Below are 12,585 nucleotides of genomic sequence, written 5' to 3' on the forward strand. Positions count from 1 at the left end.
ACATGCGCTTTTTGCCGAAAAGTGCAATACTTTCCGGATGGTCACCGCAACATTCCGGTTCTACGAGGAACTGAACGATTTTCTCGCGCCCGAACGGCGCAAGCGCGAATTTGCTTGCCCTTGCGCCCGAGCGGCGACAGCCAAGCATATGATCGAAGCGCTCGGCGTGCCCCATACCGAGGTTGAATTGGTGCTGGTCAATGGAGAATCGGTAGGGTTCGAGCGGCTATTGAAAGACGGCGACCGGGTCGCCATCTTTCCCAAGTTCGAGATGCTCGACATCACCCCCATGTTGCGACTGCGCGAGCAACCCTTACGCACGACGCACTTTATTGCGGATGCCCACATGGGCGGGCTCGCCCGGTTACTGCGCATGGCAGGCTTCGATACGCTTTACGATAACAACTTCCAGGATAGCAAAATAGAGGCCATCGTCGCGCGCGATGGGCGCATTCTGCTTACGCGTGACCGCGAACTGCTCAAGCGCCGCACGATCATGCACGGGTGTTACGTGCACGCATTAAAACCAGCGCAGCAGTTGTGCGAAATATTCGACCGGCTGGATCTCGCGCGAAGTGTGCGGCCGTTTACGCTATGCCTGGAATGCAACACGCCATTGCATTCCATTGACAAAACAGAAGTGCTGATGCGTATTCCACCCTTTATACGCGAGCATTTCGATTACTTCAGCACGTGCGATACTTGCCAGCGCGTTTTCTGGAAAGGTTCGCACTGGCAACGTATGCTTGCCTTATTGGATGAGTGCATGGCGGGCAGCCAATCCTCATGAACGATTTACATAGGTGATTTTTGAAAGTCGAGCTACTCGCCTGGTCGCATAAAAAGCTTCTTGTCGCGTAGCATTACACTGACGCTCGTCGTGTTCCCCATTCGAATTTATCGATGGATGTGGTAGCATTGCATCGCCGAAGTCGGTACACAAAGATAAGTTGTATTTCTTGTGCCATCCAAGGTTACTTAGAAATTCCGGGTCGTTAGCTCAGCTGGTAGAGCAGCGGACTCTTAATCCGTAGGTCGAGCGTTCGAGCCGCTCACGACCCACCAAATAAAACAAGGACTTGCAGAAATGCAGGTCCTTGTTGTTTTAATCTAGTAGCCCTATAGTAGGCTTGTTGATAAGTAGCGCTTACCTTGTGTTACCGCTCACGAAATAGCTGCACCAACACGTTTCAGCCAGTCATGGCCTGCTCGCCGAAGGTCCGTTCAGCAGCAAGAAGCGGTCCATCACACTCAGCATTTCCGAGGGGCGCAGAACTTTTTCTACAGCTTCAATGCTGGCGCTCAGCGTTGCTGGAAGCCGGAGTGGCGTAGAAGCGTAGGCTGTAAGCAATCGGCTGCAGCGCTTGATTGGGGGGCATGCTTAGATCGATGATCGGTGAATCACGAACCAGTTAAATTTGTTTGTTTTGGCGTTTTGTTCTCCTCACTTGATTCTTGAGACTCAGTCTTTAGCAACCGTAGGAAGTATCGCTCGGAGAATCCTGATAGAAACGCAAGAACAAAATAAGAACCAGCATTCACAATGGTAATTCCAGGCAACACTTGCCAAGATAGAAACGTATACAAAATTAAGGCTACTAGAGCACCTATTAATGGTCTGAGCTGCAACTTGAGCATGTTTTCAAGATACTCTGTCAAGGTCACTTGCGTACTTTGAGCTTGAAGAAGTCCGCTGAGGAATCCCCCAAGCGCACCCAGTGTCATCATGGCAAAAGCGTTCATCCATGTGGACAACTCCGCTGATTGGCCGAAGATCAGTTGAGAAGGCCAACCACCAATATTTTTGAAATTTGTCGCAAGTGGAGAAACAGTAAAGAATATCAAAAGGATGCCCGACCCCCAGAGCCTCAGAGCCTTGAGGCGATTTATCTGCAAACCTCTGCCGATACGATCTTGAATGACTTGAGCATTGATTAATCCAATTGTCTCATCCAGCACTGAGCGAAGTTGTCCAGGATAAGCTTCTTTATCAGATTCAGATAATTCAGTTAACTTCTTGATAAGAAAATCCCGTCCATTGAAGGATAGCGATTCAAGTCTCAGTAATATCCCGGTGATCCGAGCCTTTCCTGCCCACGGCGGATACAACCAGACCATATACCTCTCGACGAGATCTAATGAACTGGAAACCGTCAATAACTCTGTGGTTTCTTGTTCGAGGCACTCCCTAGCTGAGCGCAGTATGTCTGAGATGCGTGCCGCAGTTATAAAGTCTACAACATCAGGGGAATTACCTAAGACAGTACGGAAGTCATTTTCGAGTTCAAGGTATCTGGCTCGCAACTGGAAAGTAAAATGTTCTTCATACGTTTGAATCTTCCTTGCCTTGTTCCCAACGTACCACTTAGGAGTCGGCCAGTCCTCTGATTTCAACAATTCACTTAACCGAACATGGTCTGTATCTGAAGTCGCATGCTGTATATTTCGAACGTCCATGTCTTTATCTCTTCCTAAACCCTAAACCAGCTCTACAAGCCAATGGCTAGCCTGCAGCCCAACAGTTAATCAAGAGACCCATGGGCCCGGACATTTACTAATATAGAAACGGCTATCATGGGATCCTATCTTAATGATTATTAACATCATGCTAAGCCACCGGTCCGATTATTACGTTATGAAAAAGGAGACCGATGACAAATGTATTATGCTCCTTTTCGAATGCACTGATGCCATTGTCAACCCAGGTACAGAAACTTTCGAAGAGTTTCTCAAGTTCACCAGTCAACTCCGATTCCCCAAGCTTCGCGCGCAACCTGCCTGAGCAGAGATTTTTCCTTTCGGGTGTACTCCGTGGCCATAGGTCAGGATTCTATGAATGCATTTTGTAACAATAGAGCAAATTTCATTAAAAACAACACAGCTAGAAGAATAATGGGTTGAGGCTAGATTTACCGCTCAGGTAGTTGAGAACAGATGGCCGCTTTGCCAGCATAAACAGACTTTGCCTAGCGATCAGTGAAGGTCCGGAACTGGCACGTTTTTGCCTGTGGCGAAAGTCGCAAACCGACACATAGGCGAACTTCAACTTGTTTTAAAGCAGAAATTCGGAACGTGTCTACAAATCGGGAGAAGTCCAATGAATTGTTATTGAACCATTGCCGCTCAAATCAAGCGCAACTGCGTCTCTGTAACCACATTGAGTTTTTCATCTGGGAACAAAGCAGATTGGCCCGACTTTTGTGAGATGCCTATGCCGGTAAGTCCCGGTTCGCGTGCCAGCAATTGTCGCAAGGGTTTCAAGTCACGCAGATTCAGCGCAGCGGAAAGTACTGCGTCTATTTCGGCACGCACAGGATCACCATCCAGCTTTGCGAGGGCTTGCAATTCCTTGCTGCACAGCGTGTCGTAAGCAGCAGCAAGCTTTGCGAGGGTCGCATGCGATAAAGCACGCACATCAAGCACAGGCATCTCCGCCCACGCTGGTTGTTTTACCTGCATCCATGCCCCTTCTGTGGTCACACGACGCGAAAGGATAACAATAGGGGACAGACCACGATTATTTTTCTGATATGATGCGCGTGTCTAGACATTAACCTCAAAGGCCCAATGCCGCGCCGCCCCCGCCTGAGTCTTCCTGGTATTCCATGGCACATTATCCAGCGAGGTAACAACCGTGCAGTCTGCTTTTATTCCGAAGATGATTACTTCTTCTATCTGCGTTACCTGGCGGAGAACGCTACCCGCTTCGGCTGCGTCGTGCATGCCTACGTGCTCATGACCAACCACGTCCATCTGCTCTTGACACCTGAAAAGGCGGACAGTGCGAGCCTGCTCATGAAACACCTGGGCCAGCGTTACGTGCAGTATGTCAACCGCACCCATCGGCGCAGCGGTACCCTCTGGGAAGGACGCTTTCGCTCCTGCCTCATTCAGGCCGAGGATTATTTACTTGCCTGCTACCGCTACATCGAACTCAACCCGGTGCGCGCGGGTATGGTACGGCATCCCCGCGACTATCGCTGGTCGAGTTACATAACGAATGCCGAGGGCATACCGAACCGTCTCATTCGACCTCATGATCAATATCTCTGCCTTGCGCAAAGTAACACCCAGCGTCGCATAGCCTACCGCGACCTGTTCAAGACGGATCTGGACGCAGACGTGCTCAGCCAGATTCGGGATTCCACCAACGGGAACTTTGTGCTCGGGGCTGAGCGTTTTCAGAAAGAGATTGAATCCACGCTCAACCAGCGTGCCACACGCGGCAAGGCGGGCCGGCCACCCAAGGCCAGTGAAGGCAAAAAAGAGCAACTGGGATTGCTCTAGGCGAGGCGTGGAGAAACACGATCTGTCCCTCTTATGATCGAGTCGTCAGCGGAAAATCGTGGAAAGCATTTGTCCAGACGGACGTGGCTGCTTCAAGAGTGTGAATGTTAGCGTAAAAGCCTTGCTATTGCATGAGTTAATCTCTTACGTTTTTCAATATACCAACAATTTATTGGCGGCTAGGGGCTCAGTCTGAGTGCATTCCAGCGATACTGGCGCCGGATAAGAATTGATTAAATTTTGAACTGCTTGCCGGTCGACAACTGGCCATGATCGAACTAATAGAAAATAAAATATCAGGATGAAATCGTTTGGTCAGAGCTCAACCGGTGCAGATAATCAATATGCAACCGACGGCAACAAGCCGTTTAGAGTAGCGAGCATTCATTCCATTAATTTTCAACCGCCAACAACAAGCACGGTTGTAAATTGCATACTCAGCACCGGCGACTATCGCATTTGCAGGTACTATCCGAATTCGCCCACTCAGGATATGCAATCTCCTAATGCAAAAAGAAGTTGAAGAGAAATCCAGGTACGCCGTCGTGGCGGCTGTACAACTGCCGAGCGTGAGCGATAGCGAGTTCGAGGCGTCGCTGAGCGAGTTGCGTGAGCTCGCAAGAACACTGGGGTATGAGGTCGTCCGCACGTTCGTGCAGAAGCGATCGAGTTTCGACGTCACAGGATATCTTGGTGCCGGTAAGCGGCAGGAGATACGCAACTTCGTGAACAACGAATCCGCCGAGTTCGAAGAAATAGCCGCTACCTCTGATAGTCGGGATATCGATGTCATCCTGGTCGACCACGAGATCTCACCATCGCAGGCGCGCAACCTTGAAAAGGAGGTCGGCTGCGAGGTAATGGACCGCACTATGGTCATCCTCGAAATTTTTCATCGCAACGCCCGCTCTCGCGCTGCGCAGGCTCAGGTGGAGATCGCGCGCCTCGGGTACATGGCGCCGCGCTTGCGCGAGGCGGCGAAGCTTGCTGGGCCGCAAGGGCGGCAGCGCAGCGGCGTGGGTGGCCGTGGAGGCGGTGAGTCGCATACTGAATTGGATCGACGCAAAATCCGTGACCGCATCGCCGAACTTCAACAGGAAATCGCCGCGATGGATGTCGAGCGCAAGACGCAGCGTGTCCGGCGGCAAAAGCGTCAAGGGTTCGCTGGCGTGGCGCTCGTCGGTTATACAAATGCCGGCAAGTCCACTTTGATGCGGGCTCTCACGGGAAGCGAGGTGCTGGTCGCGAATAAACTCTTTGCTACGCTTGATACCACCGTGCGTGCCCTCTACCCGGAGAGCATGCCACGCGTGCTCGTCAGTGACACGGTCGGTTTCATAAAGAACTTGCCGCACGGGCTCGTCGCCTCGTTCAAGTCAACGCTGGACGAAGCGCTGGACGCGTCTCTGCTGCTTCACGTCATTGATGCCAGCGACCCCGGGTTTGAGCGCCAGCTTGAGGTCACAGATAGCGTGCTTGAGGAGATCGGTGCGAATGTCGTGCCGCGCATTCGCGTCTTCAACAAGATCGACCACGTCGGGGATGCAGCGGCGCAAGCTGAACGTGAAGCGGCCCTACGGACACAGTACCCGGATTGCGTTGTAATGAGCGCACGCCGCCCTGACGATGTCGCGAAGCTCCGCCAGACGATCATCGCGTTTTTCCAGCAGGATCTGGTTGAGGCCGAGCTTTTTCTTCCCTGGTCGGCACAGCAACTACGCGGGGAAATCTACGCAAGTTGTCAGGTGCTGGAGGAGCACTCAGACAACGAGGGTACCTACTTTCGGGTTCGCGGTGAGCCCAATGCGGTGGAAAGCCTGCGCGAGCAGTTCAGCCAGGCGCGATAAATTCAGTGCTTTTTATTCCAACACACTGATTCTACGTGCCAAGTGCTGGCAACAGTCAATATTCAACCGGCAGCAACGCCAAGTAAGTATAAAATGGTTCAAGCCAGACTTGAAAACTGTGGTCAACTGCGGCAAAGTAATAACGATCCAAGTAGGAACCGTTAGCTATCGAGTGGTTGCGTTTATCACTATGTGAGCATCATCAATGCAAGGAGAGCATCATGGCAAAAGGTCAGCAAAGGAAAAACAAAGAAGCAAAGAAACCTAAAAAGAAACCGACACCCGCTATCTGACTCGCTCTTGTGCTGAACAGATCGAGTGACAGAAAAGAGTGAAAGATATCGCCGATTTTCTGATGCTCGGTGTATCGAGATTAACCGGCGATAGCAACCCGGTTTTAAAATGAAAAGTGCTTGAATCGCTGCAAGCCCTTATTTGTTTGGCTTGCCGATTCGGACAAACCTGGTACCTGTAGTCAACAAGCGGTTCTCTGGTGGTCAATAAGGCCAATAAAGCAGAAGCGTCCTTCTCCTCGTTCTAAATCTCTTCCTTGATCCGTTCTGCCGACCAATCGCGAGCGAGTATCCTGAAGTTGAGCCTATGTATTCCAATCCCTGAAGCAAAGGCGTCGATTAATCCTCCTCATTCTCAAAATCTGCAACAGAAGTTTGAACAATGTTTCGCAGTGTCTTTAAGACGTTATCATGAAAAGAATTTTGTTGTTGCTATGCTTCCTGCCGCTCGCGGCGTGCGCTACCCAGAAGGCGTTGAAGGGATTCGATAGTGAATTTGACGGCGGCAAAAGCTGGACTGAGCTGCAGGTGCAACTGCCCGCCTACCCTGAAGTTGAGAATCTGCTGCCTTTTGACGCTGGTCCTGCCAGCGATAACCTTCACTATATTGACGCTCCTTCCATCGTGGTGGGAAAAGACAATATTGTGCGCTACACGTTGGTAATCAAATCTCCCCAAGGCGCGACAAACATAAGCTACGAGGGCATGCAGTGTGCGCTCGATGGTGCTGGAGAGAACGTGAAAGCGGAAGTGTTGATATTTAAATTGCGGGGTACCGCAAAAAGGCTATACGCCATAGCCCGTGACGACAAGACGTGGGTACGGGCACGGGTATCAAAATGGGAGGAACTCGAAGATGTATCACAGCACTATGCGCAACGGGCGCTTTCCAGATATTTCTTCTGTCCGGCTGATATTACCGTAGGAAGCGGGGAAGAGGCCATTTACGCATTGAAGAGAGGCGGCCATCCACGCGTGATTCAGTAGGAAGAGTACGCCCCAAATTCCCACATCTTGGCCCACACGTGTCGCATGATTCTGGCAGTCGCGGAGGCCCGGGTAGCCTGAATGTTGATCATATTCCCATTGCTCCTATATCTACCGAAATCCGAAAGTACTATCAACAAAGACTATTGACATTTGGCAGTAATCCACATCTGTAACGCAATCCACACAAATGCCCACAATAACTCCGTGGAAAGTGGCATGAACGTTGGCTTTCCATCTAAGTACCTGATAATGCTATCGCATTTTTTTAGTTTAAAAAAAGGTCAACTGGGTAAATAGCGTTACAGAAAGATGACTTACCCCTCGTGTCCAGAGGTTACCCACAAACTTATCCACAGCAATTGTGGAGAAGAAAAAGGTCATTTTCGCTAATCAGGCATGCCGACCCATTTAATCGTCTGGCTCATATGCGACGTCTACCATCGCTTACGTGCGCTAACAGACCGATTATTTAAAACTTTCCCCATAAACTCATCAGTAGTCCTGTTAATTAGATTCTATTGATCTTTGGGGAGGTGGGCGATGAAAGACTTTTCGAGATATAAATGCTATCAAATGATGAGTGTAATGGTTCTTGCCGTTGTATTCGCAGCAGGTTGCGCAACCACGGAAAAGAGAGATACGGCGGCTCAGCTTGCAGTTGCGAAAACTGCAGTTGCCGACGCGGTAAGCGCCGGGGCGCCGGAATTTGCGCCGGTGGAATTGAAAACCGCCCAGGAAAACCTGGAGGATGCAGAAAAGGCAGCGATGGACGATGACTACAAACGTGCCATAAGGTTAGGTGAAAACGCACAAACAAATGCGCAATTAGCGAGCGCTAAAGCGCGCGCGGCGAAAGCACAGCGAGCAGCAGACGCATTGAAGGAAAGCGATCAAACGCTACAAAACGAAATGAACCGCAAATTAAAGTAATTACCTGGAGGAGATACGCTCATGAAGAAAAATGGCTATTTAACCATCCCGTTTATGGTTATCGCAGCGCTGGCGGGCTGCGGCTCGACACCAAATGCACTTCTGGATAGCGCCCACAGTAGCTATCGCAGTGCGCAGGGCGACCCTGAAGTTACAAATCTCGCGCCTTTGGAACTGAAGCAGGCAGGCGACACGTTGGCACAAGCCGACAATGCCTGGAAGAAAGGAAAAGATGCTGCCAAAGTGGATCATCTGGCTTATCTGGCACAACAGCAAGTTTCGATAGCGCAGGAAACAGCAAAGCGCAAAGCCGCTGAAGCAGATGTGTCCGCCGCCGATGCCGAACGCAATAAAATTCGTCTTTCTGCAAGAACAGAAGAAGCGGAAAAGGCTCAGCAGCAGGCACAGAGTGCTGAAATGCGGGCAAGCACGCTTGAATCGCAGCTTAAAGAACTGAATGCAAAAAAATCAGACCGGGGTACGGTCATTACTCTCGGCGATGTGCTGTTCGATACTAATCGTGCGGAGCTCAAATCGGGTGGCGTTCGCGAGTTGCAAAAACTTGCTGACGTTCTCAAACAGAATCCCCAGCGCAACGTTGCTGTCGAGGGGTTCACAGACAGCACTGGGAGCGAGAACTACAATCAGCAGCTTTCTGAAAGGCGCGCCAATGCAGTCCGCGATACCTTGATGAATATGGGCATCGATTCCACTCGCATCACTACGCGCGGTTATGGGAAAAGCTTTCCAGTCGCCGGTAACGACACCCAGGCAGGCCGACAATTGAATCGTCGGGTAGACGTCGTTATTTCGGACGAAAACGGGAATATCAGGTCACGCTAATTCTCTCGCAGGGCATCTGTCGTATTGGCAAGGAAATGACCGGAAAAAACATACGACAACTTGCGATAACGATAACCGGTTAACGCTTTGAAGGCATTGCTGGTTATGTTGTGATATTGCATCTTATTCACCGAAAAATCTTGATTCGCGGGTCGAGCGTTCGGACCGCTCATGATCCACTTATAATCAGCAGGTATCCGGGCTTCCGATTTCGAGATAACAGAAGATAGTTCCTTACCCTGCCCTGCTTAGCCTTCCAGGCTGAGCAGGGTTCGTAACAACCCAATATCCCCTACCCTGCTCAACTGTGTCTCCCGGATCTCGCTCAAAGGGATGAATCGCTCGCTCAAGAAAACCCCCGCAGCGCAACAGCGGCCAAGCCGTAGATCACGACAGCCAACAGAATCACCACGGTAAAACCAAGGTGAATAGCCAGCAAGGTCGCGAGGACGGCCCCTACCACCGAGGCAAAACCATTGATCGCCCACGCCCACGGAATGGCGTCCTGGGTGGTGGCTGCCAGTCGCATCATACCCGTGGGAAAAGGCATTCCCATGCATACCGCCAGCGGCGCGATCAGCAACACCGAAATCGCTATCTTCGCCATGTCCGGTAAATGGATGAGCGCCTGGAACAGGCCCGGCAGGATAGCGAGATAGAGTAGCGATAACGCGGTCATGGCCATTACAGCCACGATTAGATGGTTGGTGCCCGTCACCCGCTTCTGCCACCGTCCGGCAAGCCAGCTTCCCACCGCCGCGAAAACCAGGAACGCGCATAGCACGACCGCCACGGCATATAGCGGGTGAGCCAGAAACAGCACAAATTTCTGGATGAAGGCGATCTCGATGAACATGAAAGCCAGGCCGATGGCGAGGAAGTACAGGGCTACCCGCCCGTTGGGCAATGTATGCCTGCATCGCGATATCGCCAGCGGCACCAGGATCAGCAGAACGCTGACGACAAATGCCTGTACCAGAGCCGCCACCAGAAGCGGATAACTCCAGTCGAGAAGCGGCATGCCGCCCTGCTCGCGCAGAGCGAATAATTCAGCGGCAGCTTCCCACTTGAAGAAATGGAAAAAAAAAGGCCGGTCATCAGTTGCCGGTTCGATATAGAATTTATATCGGTCTATGAAGTTCTGCCGCTGCGGGCCGAGCAGTGCGACAGCGCCCTCGAAGAAATAGGGTTGCACCAAAATGTTGTAACGGTTTGCCTCGTCGGCGTGCATTCCCGGATAGTAGGCTACGTCGAAAGAACGCTTGCGGCTGAATTCCTTGATCACCTCGATTTCACTCGCTGTGAAATCGCTGTTTTTCACCAGCAAGGTAACGGTTTTCCAGCCGCGTATCATCACCAGTCGCTTGCCAGGATCGGGCACGCCGTTCCGCTCCAAAGCGAGCGTTGCTGTGGCAAACAGCTTCAGTGCATCGCGCGGCGGCAGGGTCAGCCAGCGCGTAACCGCCAATAAGCCGCCGGGTCTGAGGCGGTTCAGGTAGGTCTGAAGTGCCTCCACCGTGTAGATATAGCTTTCGCTCAGGCCGTAAAGTCCTGCCGAGGCGACACCAAATGAATCCAGCAATGCCACCTGCACAAGGTCGTAGTGTTCCCGGCTGGCGTTGGCGAAACCGCGCGCCTCGCCTTCGTGCACGTGTACCCCAGGCTGGGCATAAAGATCACCGGCAAAGTCATGGAAGCGTTGCCGAACCAGATCGATGACGTTGCGATCGAGTTCTACCGCATCGACAGACGCTGCGCGGAAGTAGAGTGCCTGCAACACGTCGCTGCCGGCGCCTGCGCCCAGTACCAGTACCTGTGGCCGTACATGCGGCCGTGCCAGCACATGGTAAGGCAGTGCTGACGTAAACTGGTCGAGGTAGGCCAGTGGCGCCAGGTTGCCATCAAACCGCGTCAATACGGACGGCCCTTCTCCATCCACGAATACGCCCAACTGAGCCGGTGGTTCTTCCGTTGCGTTGAGACTCATCCCCGGCGCATGGCGGAAGGGGATACGGGTGTTTTCCACTACCGTGATTTGTCCCAGCGGACTGGAACGTTGTTCGATCACCTTTGCCCCGGCAATATTCAATGTCTGGCTCAGGTCCTTATAGGGCGAAATGTGCACTTGCAACCAGTCGCCGGGCAGCACTATAGCCACCAGGGAAGCCAATCCAGCAAGCACGCCCACCAGCCATTTCGGCCGCACCTTCAGCTCGATGATGGCGACAGCGGCAGCCAGCAGGGCCAGCGCCGTGAGGACGATGAGCACCTTGTTCGGTGGCACGAGAAACAGCACGCCGATAACGCCCAGGCTGCCCACCCCCGCTCCCAGGATATCAAAGGCATAGATGCGGCCTGCTTCTTTGCCGAAGTGCCACAAGACGAGGCCGATACCCAACCCTCCGCAAAAGAAGGGCAGCATCATCAGCAGATAAATGGCGAGCAGCTTGGCTAGCTGTGTTTTATCCCACAGCAGTTCGAGCGGATTAAACGGAACCTGTTGCGTCAGCAGAAACGCTGCGGGCATCAGAAAAGCCATCCCAGTGGCAGCCATGACATAGACTGTTCCAACGTGTGGAATGATTTTTTTCTTCAGCAACGTTAGCGCCGTTCCGCTCGCCCCATAGCCCAGCATTGCCGCGCTAATGATCATATAGGCGAAGTGATGCCACAGCACGATGCTGAACAGGCGCGTCAGCAACACTTCATACGCCAGCACGCAAGCAGAGAGCAGCCCGATGGCAACAAATGGTGGGCGTGGCGCATTCACGGCTAATGTCCGCCGACAAGCGGAACGAAACTGACCGGCACGATTTGGTGGGTCGTCACCGACCCGTCCGCCTGTTTCTCCACCAGCATCAAATATTGGGTCATAAAATGCGTACCGAGCGGGATCACCATGCGTCCGCCCGGTTTTAGCTGCTTGAGCAGAGGGGGTGGCACATGGCTTGCGGCAGCCGTCACCATAATTGCGTCGAACGGTGCCGCTCCCGGCCAGCCGTAGTAACCGTCGCCCACTTTTGTTTTTATGTTGTCGTAGCCAAGGGATTTCAACCGCTCGCCCGCTTGTTTTCCCAGCGGTTCTATAATTTCAATGGTGTAAACCGAGCCGGCTATTTCCGCAAGAACAGCCGCCTGATAACCTGAGCCGGTGCCGATTTCTAGTACTTTGTCATCCTTCTTGACTTTCAGCAGATCGGTCATGCGTGCGACGATGAGGGGCTGCGAAATCGTCTGGCCGTAGCCGATGGGGAGAGGGCGATTGAGATAGGCAAAAGGAGTTAGCCAGGCAGACACGAATCGATGGCGCTGCACTTTTTCCATTGCTGCCATGACACTGGAACTCGGAGGAAAATTGCCGGATGTGGCCAGCACCTCCTCCATCATTTTATGGC

The 12,585-nt window shown here is 52.2% G+C and carries 10 protein-coding genes and 1 tRNA gene; 7 read left to right on the forward strand and 4 right to left on the reverse strand.

Features of this window, described 5'->3' with window-relative positions; translation table 11 throughout:
* Positions 1-37 precede the first annotated feature (37 nt).
* Together KJS40_RS00580 and KJS40_RS00585 are read left to right on the forward strand one after the other, a co-directional pair.
* The gene (locus KJS40_RS00580; RefSeq protein WP_213538652.1) at positions 38-790 is read left to right on the forward strand and encodes a Mut7-C RNAse domain-containing protein; all 753 of its coding nucleotides are present in this window, start codon (positions 38-40) and stop codon (positions 788-790) included.
* A 199-nt stretch (positions 791-989) separates the two neighbouring features.
* Positions 990-1,065, forward strand: a tRNA-Lys gene (locus KJS40_RS00585).
* A 336-nt stretch (positions 1,066-1,401) separates the two neighbouring features.
* On the opposite strand, the gene KJS40_RS00590 is transcribed toward KJS40_RS00585, so the two are convergent.
* A complete protein-coding gene (locus KJS40_RS00590) occupies positions 1,402-2,457 on the reverse strand; it encodes a hypothetical protein (protein ID WP_213538653.1) in 1,056 nt (351 codons plus the stop codon).
* A 666-nt stretch (positions 2,458-3,123) separates the two neighbouring features.
* Positions 3,124-3,459, reverse strand: coding sequence for a hypothetical protein (locus KJS40_RS00595; protein ID WP_213538654.1), 336 nt, complete (start codon positions 3,457-3,459; stop codon positions 3,124-3,126).
* 108 nt (positions 3,460-3,567) lie between these two features.
* Between KJS40_RS00595 and KJS40_RS00600 the strand changes: the two genes are divergently transcribed.
* The 5 genes from KJS40_RS00600 (at position 3,568) to KJS40_RS00620 (ending at position 9,190) form a co-directional block, all read left to right on the forward strand.
* The gene (locus KJS40_RS00600; protein ID WP_213538655.1) at positions 3,568-4,287 is read left to right on the forward strand and encodes a transposase; all 720 of its coding nucleotides are present in this window, start codon (positions 3,568-3,570) and stop codon (positions 4,285-4,287) included.
* A gap of 506 nt (positions 4,288-4,793) precedes the next feature.
* Positions 4,794-6,134 carry a GTPase HflX gene (gene hflX / locus KJS40_RS00605; protein ID WP_213538656.1) on the forward strand — a complete coding sequence of 447 codons (1,341 nt, stop codon included), beginning with the start codon at positions 4,794-4,796 and terminating at the stop codon, positions 6,132-6,134.
* Positions 6,135-6,838: 704 nt separating this feature from the next.
* Positions 6,839-7,414: a CNP1-like family protein gene (locus tag KJS40_RS00610; RefSeq protein ID WP_213538657.1), complete on the forward strand. Its 576-nt coding sequence runs from the start codon at positions 6,839-6,841 to the stop codon at positions 7,412-7,414.
* Positions 7,415-7,990: 576 nt separating this feature from the next.
* On the forward strand, positions 7,991-8,347 hold the full coding sequence (locus KJS40_RS00615; RefSeq protein ID WP_213538658.1) for a DUF4398 domain-containing protein: 357 nt from the start codon (positions 7,991-7,993) through the stop codon (positions 8,345-8,347).
* Between the two features lie 21 nt (positions 8,348-8,368).
* Positions 8,369-9,190 carry an OmpA family protein gene (locus KJS40_RS00620; RefSeq protein ID WP_213538659.1) on the forward strand — a complete coding sequence of 274 codons (822 nt, stop codon included), beginning with the start codon at positions 8,369-8,371 and terminating at the stop codon, positions 9,188-9,190.
* A 346-nt stretch (positions 9,191-9,536) separates the two neighbouring features.
* Here the strand turns inward: KJS40_RS00620 and KJS40_RS00625 are convergent, their stop codons facing one another.
* A complete protein-coding gene (locus tag KJS40_RS00625) occupies positions 9,537-11,960 on the reverse strand; it encodes an SAM-dependent methyltransferase (protein ID WP_213538660.1) in 2,424 nt (807 codons plus the stop codon).
* Positions 11,961-11,962: 2 nt separating this feature from the next.
* Positions 11,963-12,577: a protein-L-isoaspartate(D-aspartate) O-methyltransferase gene (locus tag KJS40_RS00630; RefSeq protein WP_244859632.1), complete on the reverse strand. Its 615-nt coding sequence runs from the start codon at positions 12,575-12,577 to the stop codon at positions 11,963-11,965.
* Positions 12,578-12,585: the final 8 nt, after the last annotated feature.

Origin of the sequence: Nitrosospira sp. NRS527 (genome assembly GCF_018406445.1) — a bacterium.
GTDB lineage: Bacteria > Pseudomonadota > Gammaproteobacteria > Burkholderiales > Nitrosomonadaceae > Nitrosospira > Nitrosospira briensis.

What these genes read in the sequence shown, in the direction of transcription:
- KJS40_RS00580 (WP_213538652.1), top strand. Translation starts at nt 38, where the DNA reads ATGGTCACCGCAACATTCCGGTTCTACGAGGAACTGAACGATTTTCTC.
- KJS40_RS00590 (WP_213538653.1), bottom strand. Translation starts at nt 2,457, where the DNA reads ATGGACGTTCGAAATATACAGCATGCGACTTCAGATACAGACCATGTT.
- KJS40_RS00595 (WP_213538654.1), bottom strand. Translation starts at nt 3,459, where the DNA reads ATGCAGGTAAAACAACCAGCGTGGGCGGAGATGCCTGTGCTTGATGTG.
- KJS40_RS00600 (WP_213538655.1), top strand. Translation starts at nt 3,568, where the DNA reads ATGCCGCGCCGCCCCCGCCTGAGTCTTCCTGGTATTCCATGGCACATT.
- hflX (WP_213538656.1), top strand. Translation starts at nt 4,794, where the DNA reads ATGCAAAAAGAAGTTGAAGAGAAATCCAGGTACGCCGTCGTGGCGGCT.
- KJS40_RS00610 (WP_213538657.1), top strand. Translation starts at nt 6,839, where the DNA reads ATGAAAAGAATTTTGTTGTTGCTATGCTTCCTGCCGCTCGCGGCGTGC.
- KJS40_RS00615 (WP_213538658.1), top strand. Translation starts at nt 7,991, where the DNA reads ATGATGAGTGTAATGGTTCTTGCCGTTGTATTCGCAGCAGGTTGCGCA.
- KJS40_RS00620 (WP_213538659.1), top strand. Translation starts at nt 8,369, where the DNA reads ATGAAGAAAAATGGCTATTTAACCATCCCGTTTATGGTTATCGCAGCG.
- KJS40_RS00630 (WP_244859632.1), bottom strand. Translation starts at nt 12,577, where the DNA reads ATGATGGAGGAGGTGCTGGCCACATCCGGCAATTTTCCTCCGAGTTCC.